General features: G+C 62.7%; 17 protein-coding genes. 10 read left to right on the forward strand and 7 right to left on the reverse strand.

The genetic code is table 11. The annotated features are described in order from the left end of the window. Positions 1–5: 5 nt before the first annotated feature. The 4 genes from ASE71_RS02660 to ASE71_RS02675 all read left to right on the forward strand — a co-directional run bounded on the left by ASE71_RS02660 (position 6) and on the right by ASE71_RS02675 (position 3,189). Entirely contained in the window at positions 6–890 is an 885-nt protein-coding gene (locus ASE71_RS02660) for an ABC transporter permease (protein ID WP_060519264.1), read from the forward strand. Between the two features lie 35 nt (positions 891–925). After that, a complete protein-coding gene (locus ASE71_RS02665; protein ID WP_060519266.1) occupies positions 926–1,909 on the forward strand; it encodes an ABC transporter substrate-binding protein in 984 nt (327 codons plus the stop codon). A 9-nt stretch (positions 1,910–1,918) separates the two neighbouring features. After that, a complete protein-coding gene (locus tag ASE71_RS02670) occupies positions 1,919–2,689 on the forward strand; it encodes an ABC transporter ATP-binding protein (RefSeq protein WP_034789724.1) in 771 nt (256 codons plus the stop codon). A gap of 113 nt (positions 2,690–2,802) precedes the next feature. Next, positions 2,803–3,189 (forward strand): hypothetical protein, encoded by a 387-nt coding sequence (locus ASE71_RS02675; protein ID WP_060519268.1) that lies wholly within the window; start codon positions 2,803–2,805, stop codon positions 3,187–3,189. Positions 3,190–3,301: 112 nt separating this feature from the next. Here the strand turns inward: ASE71_RS02675 and ASE71_RS02680 are convergent, their stop codons facing one another. The 4 genes from ASE71_RS02680 to ASE71_RS02695 form a co-directional block, all read right to left on the reverse strand. Beyond that, positions 3,302–4,324, reverse strand: coding sequence for an LLM class flavin-dependent oxidoreductase (locus tag ASE71_RS02680; protein WP_060519270.1), 1,023 nt, complete (start codon positions 4,322–4,324; stop codon positions 3,302–3,304). Positions 4,325–4,457: 133 nt separating this feature from the next. Further along, positions 4,458–4,772, reverse strand: a complete 315-nt coding sequence (locus ASE71_RS02685; protein WP_060519272.1) for a cupredoxin family copper-binding protein — start codon at positions 4,770–4,772, stop codon at positions 4,458–4,460. 8 nt (positions 4,773–4,780) lie between these two features. Further along, positions 4,781–5,302 (reverse strand): DUF4142 domain-containing protein, encoded by a 522-nt coding sequence (locus tag ASE71_RS02690; RefSeq protein ID WP_060519274.1) that lies wholly within the window; start codon positions 5,300–5,302, stop codon positions 4,781–4,783. A gap of 89 nt (positions 5,303–5,391) precedes the next feature. Continuing rightward, a complete protein-coding gene (locus ASE71_RS02695) occupies positions 5,392–6,090 on the reverse strand; it encodes an RNA polymerase sigma factor (protein WP_060519369.1) in 699 nt (232 codons plus the stop codon). Between the two features lie 304 nt (positions 6,091–6,394). Between ASE71_RS02695 and ASE71_RS02700 the strand changes: the two genes are divergently transcribed. From ASE71_RS02700 to ASE71_RS02710, 3 genes are all read left to right on the forward strand, one after another. Next, the gene (locus ASE71_RS02700) at positions 6,395–6,805 is read left to right on the forward strand and encodes a hypothetical protein (RefSeq protein WP_034789708.1); all 411 of its coding nucleotides are present in this window, start codon (positions 6,395–6,397) and stop codon (positions 6,803–6,805) included. 325 nt (positions 6,806–7,130) lie between these two features. Then, positions 7,131–8,834, forward strand: coding sequence for an amidohydrolase (locus ASE71_RS02705; RefSeq protein WP_060519276.1), 1,704 nt, complete (start codon positions 7,131–7,133; stop codon positions 8,832–8,834). Positions 8,835–9,040: 206 nt separating this feature from the next. Continuing rightward, on the forward strand, positions 9,041–9,979 hold the full coding sequence (locus tag ASE71_RS02710; RefSeq protein WP_060519278.1) for a LysR family transcriptional regulator: 939 nt from the start codon (positions 9,041–9,043) through the stop codon (positions 9,977–9,979). Positions 9,980–10,036: 57 nt separating this feature from the next. Here ASE71_RS02710 and ASE71_RS02715 read toward each other — a convergent pair whose 3' ends face one another. Genes ASE71_RS02715 through ASE71_RS02720 form a run of 3 tightly spaced genes read right to left on the reverse strand, consistent with a single transcriptional unit; the run spans position 10,037 to position 12,508 of the window. Then, positions 10,037–11,869 carry a carbamoyltransferase gene (locus ASE71_RS02715; RefSeq protein ID WP_060519280.1) on the reverse strand — a complete coding sequence of 611 codons (1,833 nt, stop codon included), beginning with the start codon at positions 11,867–11,869 and terminating at the stop codon, positions 10,037–10,039. A gap of 11 nt (positions 11,870–11,880) precedes the next feature. Further along, positions 11,881–12,030, reverse strand: coding sequence for a DUF5989 family protein (locus ASE71_RS36345; RefSeq protein ID WP_089043047.1), 150 nt, complete (start codon positions 12,028–12,030; stop codon positions 11,881–11,883). 46 nt (positions 12,031–12,076) lie between these two features. Beyond that, entirely contained in the window at positions 12,077–12,508 is a 432-nt protein-coding gene (locus ASE71_RS02720) for an SxtJ family membrane protein (protein ID WP_034789693.1), read from the reverse strand. Positions 12,509–12,825: 317 nt separating this feature from the next. On the opposite strand from ASE71_RS02720, the gene ASE71_RS35560 reads away from it, so the two are divergent. From ASE71_RS35560 to ASE71_RS02730, 3 genes are read left to right on the forward strand one after another with little or no spacing between them, the layout of a single operon-like run. Next, the gene (locus ASE71_RS35560; protein WP_156400694.1) at positions 12,826–12,993 is read left to right on the forward strand and encodes a hypothetical protein; all 168 of its coding nucleotides are present in this window, start codon (positions 12,826–12,828) and stop codon (positions 12,991–12,993) included. Continuing rightward, entirely contained in the window at positions 12,990–14,798 is a 1,809-nt protein-coding gene (locus ASE71_RS02725) for a sensor histidine kinase (protein WP_082566252.1), read from the forward strand. Before ASE71_RS35560 ends, ASE71_RS02725 begins: the two co-directional genes overlap by 4 nt. Further along, positions 14,759–15,442, forward strand: coding sequence for a response regulator (locus tag ASE71_RS02730; protein WP_034789687.1), 684 nt, complete (start codon positions 14,759–14,761; stop codon positions 15,440–15,442). The genes ASE71_RS02725 and ASE71_RS02730 overlap by 40 nt, the downstream gene beginning before the upstream one ends. Positions 15,443–15,822 lie beyond the last annotated feature (380 nt).

Consider the following 15,822-nt stretch of genomic DNA (forward strand, 5'->3'; position numbering starts at 1 on the left):
TTGCCATGTCCTATGAAACCATCAACCCCTCGCTTGCGGCAGGCTTTGCAACGGCGCGCCGTGAGGCTCTTGCCAAGAGTTCCACTTCGCCCGCCGCGCATTCCCGGCCGAACTCCGTGCCGCGCTGGCGCCGCCTGCTCGGCTCGATCGTCGCCCGCTACGGCCTCGTGCTTGCGTTTCTGGCCTTCTGGCAGGTTGCAAGCACCGTGGGCTGGGTCAACGCGGCGGTGTTTCCGCCGCTCGACGTGATCCTGTCGGCCCTTTGGGACGGCATCGCCGGCGGCGCGCTGCTCGACGACATCGCCATCAGCCTGCAGCGGTCGGGCATTGCCTTTGCAGCCGCCGTCGCGGTTGGAATCCCGCTCGGGCTGTTCATGGGCCAGGTCCGGCTTGTCGAACAGGCACTCGACCCCGTCCTGCAGCTTTTCCGCCAGACCTCGGCCCTGGCGCTCTACCCGGTCTTCATTCTGCTGCTCGGTCTCGGCGAAACGTCGAAGGTCTTCGTGATCTTCTGGGCGACGCTCTTTCCGATCCTCCTGTCGACGATCGGTGGGGTCAAGGAGGTCGACAGGAAGCTGATCGAGATGGCTCGCACCTACGGCGCCGGCTCGCTCGCCGTCTTCCGCCGCGTGGTTCTGCCGGCCTCCGTGCCTGCGATCTTCGTCGGCCTCAGGCTCTCGGCCACGACCGCGTTGCTGCTTCTGATCGCTGCCGAAATGATCGGAGCGAACAAGGGCATCGGCTTCCAGGTGATGAACGCCCAATACAACTTCCAGATCCCGCTGATGTTTGCATCGATCCTGCTGCTTGCCCTGCTCGGTCTCGCCGCCAATGCGCTGCTCGTTCTCATCCAGCGCAATCTCTGCCGCTGGTCTGCGCCGAACGCCTGACCGCCTTACCAGTTCCCCTTCGAAAGGATATCGAGATGACCTTCCACCCCCGCAATCTTCTTCTCTCGGCAGCCGTCACACTTGGCCTTGTTTCACCGGCGGCCGCTGCCGACGCGGTCACGCTTCGCTATCTCGCCAGCCAAGGCGGTCTGTCGGCACATGAACTCGCGCAGGAACTCGGCTATTTTGATGGAACCGGCATCACGATCGAGAGCGTCGGCTACGCCACCGGCGGCCCGGCATCACTGATCGCGCTGGCCTCCGGCGACGTCGAGATCGGCAGCGCGGCGACATCGGCCGTGCTGAACTCGATTATCAGCGGCAACGATTTCGTGGCCGCCTATCCCTCCAACGGCATCAATGACGAAGTGCAGTCGATTTTCTACGTGCTGGAAGACAGCCCGATCAAAAGCATCAAGGACATCGCCGGCAAGAGCATAGCGGTGAACACGCTCGGTGCGCACCTCGACTATACGATCCGCGAGGCCTTGCACTCTGTCGGCCTGCCGACAGATGCCGCCAACCAGGTGGTCGTGCCCGGTCCGCAACTGGAACAGGTCCTGCGCTCCGGCCAGGTGGATATCTCGGCCTTCGGCTATTGGCAGACGACCTTCGAGGGCGTGGCTCGTAAGAATGGTGGTCTGCGCGCGATCTTCGACGACACCGACGTGCTCGGCGAGATCGCCGGCGGCTTCGTCGTGCTCAGACGCGACTTCGTGAAGGAGCATCCGGAGGCGGCAAAGACCTTCGTGCTGCAGTCGGCCCGCGCGCTCGACTATGCCCGCGAACATCCGCAGGAAACGAAGGACATCCTTGCCAAGGCCCTGAAGGCCCGCGGGGAAAATCCTGAGATCGCCCAGTACTTCCGCGGCTATGGGGTGCGGGCCGGTGGCCTGCCGGTCGAGCGTGACCTCCAATTCTGGATTGACGTGCTGGTGCGCGAAGGCAAGCTCAAGCAGGGCCAGCTGGCGCCAAAGGACGTTCTCTTGGCCGTCGACGGCGCAACGGCCAGCAACTGAGGACGTTCCATGAGCGTTACCCAGAACCCTCGCCGGGGAGAGGTGACGATCCGTCACCTCTCCAAGTCCTACCGCCTGAACGGCACGCCCTTGCCTGTGCTTCGGGATATCAACCTTAATATCCGCTCCGGCGAGACGCTCGCTATCGTCGGCGCCAGCGGTTCGGGCAAGACGACCCTGCTTCGGGTGCTGGCGGGTCTTGAGGATCCGGATGCCGGAGAGGTGCTGATCGACGGAAAGCTGACGAGAGGTGTCGGCACCGACCGTGCCGTGATCTTCCAGGAGCCGCGGCTCCTGCCCTGGCTGACGGTGCTCGACAATGTCGGCTTCGGGCTGGAGACGCGTGGTCTTTCCCGTGGGCAGGCACGAGACCGGGCGCGGCGCTACGTGCAACTGGTCGGCCTGCAACAGTTCGAAGACGCCTATCCGCGGCAATTGTCGGGCGGTATGGCGCAACGCGTCGGCATTGCCCGGGCGCTTGCGGTCCAGCCGGAAATCCTGCTGCTCGACGAGCCGCTGGGCGCGCTGGACGCCATGACCAAGATCAGCATGCAGCAGGAGTTGGCGCGGATCTGGCGCGACGAGGACGTGACAACCGTGCTCGTCACCCATGATCTCGAGGAGGCGATCTATCTCGCCGACCGTATCCTCATCCTGCCGCGCGAAAAGGGCGGCGAACCTCGGCTGATCGAGATCGACCTGCCGCGGCCGCGCGACCGCAGCGCCAGCGCCTTCGTGCGCCAGCGCGAGGAACTGCTCGGCATCTTCGGACTGCACTAAGGTCGCGTGCGGAACGGTTGCAGCGATTACGCGTTATTCTCTCTCGACGTTCGCATCCACCGGGGGCGATGCTGCCAGATGGTCGGATGCTCAGCCGAGACAGGAGCAACGCCATGAAGCTTTCGAACGGAATGTCATTCGCCGCAATCGTTTTTGCCCTTGGCACGGCAGCACCGGCGCTCGCCAACGGCTTCTACACCGGCATCGATCCGCACAATCCGCCGGGCACCCAGAACCGGGTGCTCTACGGGCAACCCTACTATGTCGAACCCGCGCCCGGCCCGGTCTATGTCGAGCCTGTAGAGCCGCAAGTCTATGTCGATCCGATGCCGACTGGCAGCATCTATGTCGATCCGTATGTCGATCCGGCGCCGGGTTATGTCTACCGCCCTCCGGCCCGCACGCTGGGTGATGCCCGCCAGCGCTATACGGGCGAGTATCAGAGCGGCGGACAGGGCGACTACTATCTGGGCGTCGCGCATCCGCCGCAGGTTCCCTGAAGAACTGGCTAAGCGAAGGGGCGCGGCAGTACCGCCGCGCTCCCTGATCCGGCCGGGTGCCTGAATTCAGATGCCTATTTCAGATGCCTGGAGTTTGAGGCGTCGCCTGTCGCTAGCGCCAACCAAGTGCCGGCGCGACATGCTTGAGGATCGCCTCGATCACATGGGCGTTGTACTCGACGCCAAGCTGGTTCGGGACCGTCAGGAGCAGCGTGTCGGCCTCGGCAATCGCCTCGTCCTTTGCCAGTTGCTCGACCAGCACGTCGGGTGCTGCGGCGTAGCTGCGCCCGAAAATCGCCCGCGTCTTGTCGTCGATGAAACCGATCTGGTCTTCCTGCTTGTTTCCGCCGCCGAAATACATGCGGTCGCGATCGTCCACCAACGCAAAGATGCTGCGGCTGACCGAGACGCGCGGCTCGCGCATGTGCCCCGCCGCCTTCCAGGCTTCCCGGTAGGCGCGGATCTGGTCGGCCTGCTGGACATGGAACGGCAGCCCGGTCTCGTCATCCTTCAGCGTCGAGCTCTGCAAGTTCATGCCGAGCTTGGCGGCCCAGACGGCCGTGGCGTTCGAGCTTGCGCCCCACCAGATGCGTTCTCTGAGGCCCGCGGAATGCGGCTCGAGGCGCAGCAGGCCGGGAGGATTGGGGAACATCGGCCGCGGATTGGGTTCGGCGAAGCCGTCGCCGCGCAGGACGTCGAGCAGCACTTCCGCGTGCCTTCTTGCCATGTCGCTCTCAGTCTCGCCCTCGGACGGCTGGTAGCCGAAGTGGCGCCAGCCATCGATCACCTGTTCCGGCGAGCCGCGGCTGATGCCGAGCTGCAGCCGACCACCGGCGATGAGGTCGGCCGCACCCGCATCCTCGGCCATGTAGAGCGGGTTCTCGTAGCGCATGTCGATGACGGCGGTGCCGATCTCGATCCGGCTCGTCTTTGCACCGACCGCCGCCAGAAGCGGAAACGGCGAGGCGAGCTGGCGGGCGAAGTGATGAACGCGGAAATAGGCGCCGTCTGCGCCGAGTTCTTCGGCCGCAACGGCGAGATCGATCGATTGCAGCAGGGCGTCGCCCGCCGATCGCGTCTGCGACTGCGGCGAGGGCGTCCAGTGTCCGAAGGAAAGAAAACCGATCTTCTTCATGGCCGTGCCGCCTCCTCGATGGAACCAGCCGCTTCCATGGCATAATTCGGTTTCCGGATACAGCCGGTGTCCGGTGACTTCGCCGTGAACGGCGGCGCGTGGGGATGCGCTCGCACCGCCGTCCTCAAGTCTTTCATCGCACCTGCAGTCGCGCTTTCATGTTCGGGTGAAAGCGGCAGGTATAGTCGAAGGTTCCGGCCTTGGTGACGGTGAGTGTCGCCATCTTTTTCGGTGGTATCACCACGTCGAAATCACCCTTGGCCGTTGCCGTGTGCGCCATGACGTCCTTGTTGTCCCACTCGATCACGTCGCCGACGGCGGCGCTGATTTCGGCGGGCGAAAACACGAGCTTTTCGATCGTCACCCGGATGGTCTCCGCCCACGCCGATGGCGCAGCCAGCATCAGAGCCAGGCCGGAAAGGGCGCCAAGGCTTCGCTTCCGGATCATGGCGCGGCCTACTTCATCATCCCGGCGACATGCTCGGCATGTTGCTGGTGCCCCTGGAACAGCTTGAGCCCGGTCTCCAGCAGGTCCTTGAGCTCGGCATTCTTCGCGGAGGGAATAAGCAGGGTTTCAAGCGCGCCATTGACCTGCTTGTGGTAGGCCACCTCGTTGGCGACATAGGCCTTGTCGAAGTCGGCGCCGCTCAGCTTCGCCAGCTTTTCACGCTCTTGCGTAGCCGCTTTCGTCAGCGCGCGGCTGGTGTCGTTGTCTTCGGGCGTCACCTTGAGCTTCTTGACGAGATCGAGGGCCTGCTTGTTCACGGCCTCGTGGTCGCGCAGCATGTCGTTGGCAAAGCCGATGACCTCCTTGTCCTTCGAGATTTTCAGGGCCTGCTTGGCGGCCTCGATATCGATGACGCCGGCGGTATAGGCGATATGGGCGATTTGCGGATCTGTGACCTTCGTGTCGGCTGCATGGGTAGCGCCACCGATGAGACAGGCGACGGCGAGGGCTGAAGTGAAACGGGCATACATCGGGAACTCCTTTTCCGGCCGCAAGTGGCACCGGTCTTGATGGATGACACCCGTTGGATGCGCGCCGCAGTCAAAGGTTCCTGAAAATGTCAGCCTGATAGCCCGAGCCGGTGAATGACCGCCTCCGTCAATCGCGCGCAGCGACGTCCGGCGAAGGGAAAGGCATTCATGAGCACCGGCCCGACCTGGCGATCGATCTGCTGACGGACGAGCTGACGAGCCCGGTAGAGGCGGCTCCTGACCGTCTTCGGGTTGATGCCGAGGAGGGCGGCGGTTTCTTCGACGCTCATCGCTTCGATGACGCGGGCGGTAAAGACCAGGCGGAAGGCTTCCGGCAAAGCGTCGGCGGCCTCTTCCACCAGTCGCAGGATCTGACGCTGCGCGAGACTGCGTTCCGGATCGTCGGCGTTCGCAGCATTGGGAAAGGGTACGATCTCGGCGCCGGCGTTGTCCGTCGCAAGCGGAACCTCCCGTCGCGTCGCCGACCGGCGCAGGCGTCCGAGCGCCTCGTTCAACACGACCCGATGCAGCCAGGTGGCGAGGCTGGCATCGCCACGAAACGTTTCGAGGTGTTCGAACGCGCGCAGATAGGCTTCCTGCACCACATCCTCGGCGATGCTGTCGTTGCGCACGACGGCGCGCGCGATGCGAAAAAGCCGCTGGTTGTGCCTTGTCATGATGATCCGGAAGGCTTCCGGATCCCTCGCAAGCGCACGCTCGACGAGAGTCTCGTCCGTCAAATGGTCCGCTTCCGCCGTGGCGGGTTTTGTCTGCACGGCATCCTTCATCATCCACCTCCAAACCACCGTTTGATGCGGATCGGGCAAAAACGTTCCCGAGAAAACATACGCCGCGATAGCGGAAACCGAAATAGGGACAGGGGCGTGCTTCCAGTTCTTCGAGGCGGCATTTTCGCGTGTTTTCGCCAGCGGAAGTTGGGCCTTGGCGCGCCGTTCGCGCAGCGGTATTGGCAAGCCCTCTTTTTTTCTCTGGCCAGGGAACTGTGGTTCCCTCTGGCGAGTTTGAGGATCGGCGACCCCGGTGTGCAGGGGCGCGTATCGCGGTCGCATCTTCGCACTAGGAGAGACGACGATGAAGCATCAAACAATAGAACAGTTGCAGGCGCTCGCCGAAATTCGTCCCGATCCCGTCATGACGAGAACGGAACGGCTTCAGCGTTGGGCCGAACTCTTGGAAAGCAATCCCGATCGCCGGCTTGGCACGCTTTCCGGTACTGAACGTGCGACTGCTGCCGTGCGTCAGGCCATGCAGGTCAACGGTTCGCCCATGACCGTCGCCTTCGAGGATACGCAATTGCGCCTCGCGGGGCTCGCAGACGACAGCTACGGCGAAGCAAAACGCTTTTTCGAAATATCGGATCATCAGCTGCACGACATCGTCTGCGACTGCAATTTCGGTAGTTCGGTGCGGGCTGCCTATGCCGCCCGTCGGGTTCGCGCGGCCATTGGTCTCTGGCCGCGTCTGAAGGCGCTCTTTAGCTGAGGGCTGAGCCCATCGGCCAGCCTCGGGGGAAGCCAGGGCGCCAGCCGGAAGCTTCCCTAACCTCCTGTTTCTTGTGAGCGGCGCGGCCTCGGTTTCGCGCCGGGTAAGGATATTGCGCCCGACTGGGTGGAAAACCTGGTTGTGGTCAGCCCGAACCGATGCGCACCGCGTCGCAACGGACACGGTGTGGTCGTCGCGCGGCATGGCGCAAACCTAGCCCGAGGGAGTATATCGCGATCCTCCCCACTTGCAGCATCATCCCCTCAACGCCGGTGCCGCGCGGCTCGCCGGGGGTGGAGGGATGCAGCCGCGGGAGGAGGATTTCATGACATTGGCAGCAATAACCCGGGCTCTGGGTGCAACGTCCGCGCTGGCGATCCTGGTCGGCACGGCGCAGCCGGTTTGGGCCGCACCCGATCTGATCGTGCTCAACGGCGACGTGCGCACGGTGGACCAAGGCAAGCCGAAGGCACAGGCCTTCGCAATCGAGAACGGCAAGTTCACCGCAGTCGGCAGCAACGACGAGATCAAGGCACTGGCCGATGCCGAGACCAAGGTGATCGACGCCGGCGGCAAGACCGTGACCCCTGGCTTCATCGACGGGCATACGCACCTCACATCTGGCATGGACATGGTGACCGGCGTCGACCTCTCCTACATCCCGGACAAGAAGACCTGGCTCGAAAAGATCAAGGAAGCCGATCAGCGCCTGCCGAAGGGCGTCTGGCTGATGGGCGGCGGCTGGGACTACACGCTCGGCGAGGGCAAGCTGCCGACAAAGGAAGACCTCGACGCCGTGGTGCCGGATCGCGTGGTGGTCCTGCGAGATATCGATTTCCATTCCGTCTGGGTCAATTCCAAGGCGCTCGAAGTGGGCGGCGTTACCGCGAAGTCGGAAGTCGAAGAGGGCGGGCAGGTGCTCTTGAACGACAAGGGCGAGCCGAGCGGCATCCTGCTCGAAAAGGCCGGCGACCTCGTCGAGAAGCATCGTCCGGTGGCGACCGATAGCGAGCGGCGGGCAGCGCTGCTTGAGACGATGAAGTTTGCCAACAGCCTGGGGATCACGGGCGTCAACGACATGTCGGATCTCGCGGCCGTGCACGACTATGCCGCGATCCTCTCGGAAAAGAAGATGCCGCTTCGCGTCTGGTACGGCTTCTTCGAAGGAGATCCGAAGAAGATTGCCGCAGCGGTCAAGGATCGCGACGAGGTCGACAAAGTGGCCGCCGGTTCCGGCGAGCAGGAGGTAAAGGGGCCGATGCTCAAGCTCGGCTACACCAAGTCGGTGATCGACGGCGTGCTCTCGACCCGCACCGCCTATATGCATGAGGACTATTCCGACCAGCACGGCTGGAAAGGCAAACCCTTCGAGACCAAGGAGCAGCTGGCTGCGGCAATCAAGGCCTCCAACGAAAACGGCTTCCCGACGGCGGTGCATGCGATCGGCGATGGCGGCGTCAGCCTCGTTCTCGACGCTTTCGCCGAAGCGTCCGTGCCGCGGCCGCAGCCGAACCGTATCGAGCATATCGAGGTGGTCGAGACCAAGGACATCCAGCGCTTCAAGGATCTCGGTGTCGTCGCCTCGATGCAGCCGAACCATGCGACCGGCACGATCGGTAAGTACATCACCGAACGCATCGGTACCGATCGCGAGCCGCGGGCCTATGTCTGGCATTCGATGCTCGACGCCGGCGTACCGCTGGTGTTCGGTTCGGACTGGCCGACATCGCCGCTGAGCCCGCTGACTCAGATCAACGATGCCGTCTTCCGCGAGAGCCCCTTTGGCTTGGGCGATGGTCCCTGGCACCCCGAGCAAGCGGTCACCTTCGACCAGGCCCTGCATGGTCTCACCCAGGCGGGTGCCGACATGACACCTTGGGGCGGTGAGATCGGCTCGATCAGCGTCGGAAAGTGGGCGGATTTCGTCGTGATCGACGGCACTCTGTCCGATCCACTCGACCGTTCGATCCGCGAGCGCAAGGTGGAGGCGACCTATCTCGCCGGAAACGAGGTCTATCGCCGGCCCTGATCGGGGGCGGCAGCGTCCGTCTCCTACCGGTCGCCGTGCGAGGACACGTCGATCGGCAGCCTTCCCACCGATCCAGATCACGCTCGGCCGGCGCTACCAGCGCCGGCCGATTTGCCGTTCAGGGCCATGGTGCACTAGCTTAGTGCCTGAAAATTCATAATAATTGCGCTTCACTTTGGAGCTTATCAAGCTAAGGACGCGATGGAATGGCGTTGGACTCGTTGGATGTGCGGCTGCTGCGGATCTTCGTGACGATCGTGGAGGCGGGTGGTTTTGCGGCTGCACAGGGCGAGCTCAACCTGTCGCTCTCGACGATCTCCAACCATATCTCGGCGCTGGAAAGTCGCCTGGGTCTGATCCTTTGCCAGCGGGGCCGGTCCGGTTTCCGTCTTACCGAGGAGGGGCGTGCAGTCTACGAGGAGGCCAAGCGCCTGTTCGGCACGATCGACCAGTTCGATATCCGCATGAAGGGGCTGCAACACCGGCTGAACGGCACGCTTTCCGTTGGTCTGATCGACAACACCCTGTCCGACCCGGCCTCCCGTCTGACCCGCGTCTTTGCGCGGATGACGGATGAAGCGCCCGAGGTGGCGCTTTCGATCGTCACCCGACCGCCGCATGAACTGTTGCGCGACGTGATAACGGGCGAGCTCCACATCGCGATCGCGAGCTTCCCGCGCACGACGCTGGGGCTCGAATATGTCGATCTTTACGAGGAGACGCAGCGCTTCTATTGCGGGGCCGAGCACCCGCTGTTTTCCCGCGATGACAGCACGATCGAAATCGACGACATCCGGTCCTACAATCTGATCGGTCGCTCCTACTGGAATGCGCGCGACCTCAAGATCTTCTCGATCGCCAATCCGCGCGCGACGGTCAGCGACATGGAAGCGGAGGCGCGGCTGATCCTTTCCGGGCGCTATCTCGGCTATCTGCCCGATCATTTCGCCAGCCGCTATGTCAGCGAAGGGTTGCTGCGGCCGATCCGCCCGGATCTCTTCAGCTACAGGGCGCCTTTCCAGGCAGCCTTCGACAAATCGCGGGCGAAATCGGGGCTGGTGCCGTTTTTCGTCAAGCTGCTGACGAGCGAGTTCGGCGTCGCGCCCTCCGGCCGAAGCGCCTCGCGCCTGCGTGCCGGACGTTAGAACGCCGGGTCGCCGCTGCGGCCCGGCGTTCTGAAGGAACAGATTACGTGACCGGTTCTAGTCGAGCTCGAAGTTCTCTTTGTAGTCCTGCTTCAGGTGCTCCGGCTGGTTTTCCTTCTTCAGCATGCAATTGCCGACGACGAGGCGCTCGATCTCCGTTCCCATGAAGCAGCGATAGGCGTCTTCGGGATTGCAGACGATCGGCTCGCCACGCACGTTGAAGCTGGTGTTGACGAGCACCGGGCAGCCGGTGCGCGCCTTGAACCGGGTCAACAGCTCCCAGTAACGCGGGTTGGTCTCGCGGTGCACCGTCTGGATACGGGCGGAGTAGTCGACATGGGTCACCGCCGGTATTTCCGAGCGCGGCACGTTGAGCAGATCGATGCCGAACAGATTTTCCTGCGGGTGATTGGCGTGCAGGCGGCGGCTTTCCAGGACGTCGCCGACAAGCAGCATGTAAGGGCTGTCCGTGTCGATATCGAACCAGTCCGACAGGTCTTCACGCCGGATCGACGGAGCGAAGGGGCGGAAGCTCTCGCGGTACTTGACCTTGAGATTGAGCATCTTCTGCATCGTCGGCGAACGGGCGTCGCCGAGGATCGACCGTCCGCCGAGAGCCCGCGGTCCGAATTCCATCCGCCCCTGCATCCAGCCGACCGCTTTTTCCTCGGTCAGCGCCGAGACCGTGGAGGAGGTGATCTCCTCGTCCGAGAGGACCTCGAAGTTCGCCCCGGCGTTGGCAAGCCGCTGCTCGACTTCACCTTGCGCGAAGGCCGGTCCCAGATAGCCGCCCGACATGGAATCGCTGTCTTTCACGACACGCGCGCTTCCAAGATATTCGTGCCAGACCGAGAGGGCCGCCCCAAGGGCGCCGCCCGCATCGCCTGCGGCGGGCTGGATCCAGATATCGTCGAAGATCCCGGCCTTCAGCAACTTGCCGTTCGCCACGCAGTTGAGCGCGACGCCACCGGCAAGGCAGAGGTTCTTTTCGCCTGTCTGGCGCCGGGCATAGCGGGCGAGCCGCATGACCGCCTCTTCGGTCACGACCTGCACGGAGGCCGCAAGGTCCATCTCGCGTTGGGTCAGCGGCGATTCCGGCTTGCGGGGTTCGCCTCCGAAGAGGTCGTGAAAGGCCGGCGAGGTCATCTTCAGGCCCGTGCAATAACCGAAATAGTGCTGGTCCAGACGGAAGGAGCCGTCGTCCTTGAGATCGATCAGGTTGTCGAGGATCGTCTGCGCAAAACGCGGCCGCCCGTAGGGCGCAAGCCCCATCACCTTGTACTCGCCCGAATTGACCTTGAAGCCCGTGTAATAGGTAAAGGCCGAATAAAGCAGGCCAAGCGAGTGCGGGAAATGCAGCTCCTTCAGGAAGTCGAGGCGATTGTCATGGCCATGGGCAAGCGATGTGGTGCACCACTCGCCGACGCCGTCCATGGTGAGGACTGCGGCTGAGGCGAAGGGCGAGGGAAAGAAGGCGCTCGCTGCATGGGACTGGTGGTGCTCGGTGAAAAGCAGCGAGCCATCCCATTCCTTCTTGCCGACAAGCTTGCCGAGATCCTTGCGCAGCATCTTCTTCTGGAAGAGCTTTTCCTTGATCCAGACCGGCATCGCCACGCGAAACGAACTGAAGCCGTGCGGCACTGTCGCAAGATAGGTCTCGACAAGCCGCTCGAACTTCAGGAACGGCTTTTCGTAGAAGACGACATGGTCGATCTCGTTCATGGTGCAGCCTGCTTCCGACAAGCAGTACTCTATTGCCCGCGCCGGAAAATCGGGGTCGTGTTTCCGGCGCGTAAAGCGCTCTTCCTGTGCAGCGGCTACGATGCGCCCGTCTTCGACGAGCGCGGCCGCGCTATCGTGGTAAAAGGCCGAGATACCGAGGATACGCACGATGGTGCCGCCTAGAACAGCGTATAGATGAAGGGGGCGACGGCCGTTCCCTGCGTCAGTACCACCAGGGTTCCGAAGATGGTCGTCATGACCAGGATCGGCAGCAACCAGTATTTCTTCCGGTTGCCCATGTAAGACAGGAGTTCCCTAGCAAGGTCCATTTTCGTGTCCTCTGTCCGATACAATAAGGGATAGGTTCTTCAAAATTCAGAACTGGTTTTTCATCGTTGCCTGGGCTGCTTCGCCCTGTGGCTTGTCGATCCAGTAGGTCTTGGCGTTCTTGTCGAACTGTTCGGTCAGCGCGTCATTGCCGCGAAGCCTGAGATAAATGCCGATCGGCACGAAGGTCGTGACGTAGATCAGGAACATCACGACCGGATTGACGATCTTGAACAGCACAAGGCCGAGCCGCATCCAGAGATGGTTGGCGCGTGTCAGGGTCGAAGGCGCGATCAGGGCCAGCACGACCAGAACCACGCCGATCAGGGCGAGCACAGCCGTTACGGTCGTAATCTCGGAAGCCCGCCACCATTTCACGAGCGCGATCAGGGTAAGGATGCCACCGACGGTGTAGCCGAAACTTCTGTTCGACGGTCCTTCCGGGGGCTTCTCGTTCAGTGGTCCGTGAGAAATGCTCATTGCTATCCACCTCAAAGCGGTTAGCTAAAAAACGCACAATTTTCATTGTGCCGACGAATGAAAAACTCTTTAGTCATTTATATTGGGAGAATATGAGCGGCAAATACTGGGGTAGGTCAATATGCCAATGGATATAGAGGGTCATATCCGGCTTACGATTCTTGGCGCGATCTTCTGATACTCGGGTTGATGTCCGCCGGTCGGCCCTGTTCCAGGGCTTGCCTGCAGCAGTGCAAGGTTCGTGTGGTCCGGGCGCGCGCGCGTAACCTTGGCTATACTGGTGGCGAATGCATTTGAGCGCTGGAAGAGACGAGCGTATGCTGACGACACTTGAATATGCTGATTGCAGCGGCTGCCAGGGCCGTGCCGTCCTCGTCGTCGAAGATGCGGTCGGCGACGGTCGGTGGCCGCGATTTGATTTATTCTCGCTCGTCACGCGCAGGGTTGTTTTCAAAGGGGCGGCGCAGAGCGGAGACTTGGCATGAAGCTAGAGCCGTCAAACCGTTTCAGCGCCCGCCGCGTGAGCCCGACGGCGGCCGCTCCACCACACGGTGCCGGCGCGCCGATGGATCTGGACCAGGCGTCCGGCCGCAAGGTCTGGACGAACACCTTCCGAGCTCGTTCCGACAAGGTGATCGCCGTCGGGCGCATTCTGCTGGCGCTCGGCAGCGTCTGGATCGCCTGGCTCGATTCCGTTCACGTGCCGCTGCCGCCAGAGCCCATCTACTTCCTGCTGATCGGCTATCTCTTCTATGCCATCGCGGCCGCCTTCCTCGTCTGGCGCACGGAGATTTCGCGCGTGCGCGGCACGCTGGTGCGTCACATCATCGATGTCGCGGCGTTTGCGATCTTCATGTCGATGACCGACGGCCCGGCAAGCCCGTTCTTCATGCTGATGCCGTTCACTTTGCTGTCCGCGACGCTGCACTGGCGCTGGCGCGGGGCGCTCTACACCGGTCTCGTCTGCCTGGCGGCCCTGCTCTACCTCGGTTACTTCGATGCCGGCGATATGCTCGATCCGGATGCCGATACGACGACGAACGCCTCGCGGATCCTCTTCATCTTCGTTGCGGCTGCGCTGCTCGTCTGGCTGGGCGCACACCAGGAGGCGGTCCGGGCCGAGCTTCTTCGGCTGGTGCAGCGAACACCGAGCCAGCCGCGGGGACGCGAGTGGCCGGCGCGCGCGGCCCTCGATTATGCCGCCCATGTCATGCTGGTTCCGCGGGCCCTCTTGTTGTGGACCGATGCGGAGGAGCCCTGGACCTATGCGGCCCTGTGGAACGAAGGCGAACTCGAGGTCATGCAGATGCCGCCCGATGCCTTCGGTACCTGGACGGACGAAAAATTGCTGCGCAGCAGCCTGCTTGTCACCGAGGCCGCGCGTGGTCGCGTTCTCGTGCATATCGGCGAGGGGCGGTTTCATCAATGGTCGGATCCCGATCCCCCGATCTCGCCAGCGCTTGTGGAAGCTTTCAACATCAACGCCGCGGTCTCGACCTTCTTCCAGGTCGACGATCTGCAGGCGCGCCTCTTCGTTCTGGAGCCGCCTGCGCTCACGCTCGATGACGTGGCGATCGCGGAGATCATCGCCGACAGGATCAAGGCGCTGTTCGAACAGGCGATCCTGGTTAGACGCCTGAGTGACGAGGCGGCCGTCGACGAGCGCATCCGCATCGGCCGCGACCTGCACGACGGGGTGCTTCAGGCGCTTGCGGGCACAGCACTGCAGCTTCAGTCGCTGCGCAAGCTCAAGGATGCGGGGCCGGATGTGCTTGCTGAACGCCTCGAGGCCATCCAGGCGATGCTGCTCGAAGAACAGCGGGAGCTTCGCGGCTTCATCCGCGCGCTCGAGCCGGGTGGCAATCTCCAGGCTACCGGCGAAATGCAGCTCGAGCGTCAACTGGAAGCGGTGGCCGCACGGCTGCGGCAGCAATGGCAGATCGACGTCTCGATCGCCTTCGACCCGCCGTCCGGCATCGACCTGCCGCTGGCGCTGACCTACGAGCTTGCGCGCATGACGTCCGAAGCGACCGCCAACGCGGTCAGGCACGGCGGCGCGCAGAAGGTCAGGATCACGCTCAGCATCGACAACGGATCGATCGTGCTGACGATCGACGACGACGGGGTCGGCTTCGGTTATGGTGAGCGTCTTGACCATGCCGAGCTTGAACGAGAAAAAATCGGACCGCGGAGCCTGCGTGAACGGGCGGCAGCGCGTGGCGGAAAACTTGCGATCGAAAGGATAGCGGAATGGACTCGAGTGGTCGTCATGCTGCCAATGCCGCAATAGCGTTGCGCGCGGTCGTCGTCGACGATCATCTGATCGTGCTCGACGGGCTTCGCCGGCTGATCGAGACCGTGCCCGGCTGGGAGGTGGTGGCGACCTGCGAGCGTGCGACCGATGCGCTGCAGGTTCTGTCCGAGCGGGGCGCCGATATCGTCGTCGCAGATCTTCGCATGCCGCATATGGACGGGCTCGAATTCATACGCCGGGTGCGCAGCGCCCACCGACAGCAGATCGCGATCGTCATCCTGACGGCTGATATCGGTGACGATCAGGTTGCCGAAGCGATCCGGCTCGGAGTGAACGGCATCGTCCTCAAGGAACAGGCCCCGGACACCCTGCTCGACTGCATGAATGTCGTGGCCAGCGGCAAGACCTATTTCCAGGATCAGGCGCTGAAGTCCGCGATCGAGCGGATACGCGCGCAGGAGGCCGTTGAGACCCGGGGCGTCGACCTCCTGACACAGCGCGAGATCGAGGTCTCGCGGCTGGCGGCCTCGGGGATCCGCAGCAAGGAGATCGGTGCCCGGCTCGGCATATCGCCGGGCACGGTCAAGCTGCATCTCCACAGCATCTACAGCAAGCTCGGAATCTCGACGCGCGTCGAGCTGGCCAATCTGGCGAACCGGCTCCCGAAGAGCCCACTATGACGGCGTCGCCCGCGCTTGCAGGCCCCCTGTTTCTGGCCTGAGCCTCCCCTTTCGAAAACATCCAGCCCGCGACGAGACGCCGCGACCGGCGCTTTCTGCCGCAAGCGAACTGTAAGAAACAGGGCCGGAGTATATCCATCTGGATATATTCAGAACGAAAATCCTAGGATAGAGTTCGGAATTGTAAGGCGTCTCCGGCAGAGAAGTGAAACCTCCGAAGCTCATGTCGCTATATAACGAATAAGTTCATGTTTTCGTATTCTGAAGATATTGACGGTGTTCTTCTCTGTTCCGGAGAGCCACTATGCATGTTCAAAGTGTTATTGAAATAGCTGAAACAGACGGTCGGCTTCCGGTCGAGATAATCATAAAGGGTTATC

The organism is Ensifer sp. Root954, assembly GCF_001429005.1.
Classification (GTDB): Bacteria; Pseudomonadota; Alphaproteobacteria; order Rhizobiales; family Rhizobiaceae; genus Ensifer; species Ensifer adhaerens.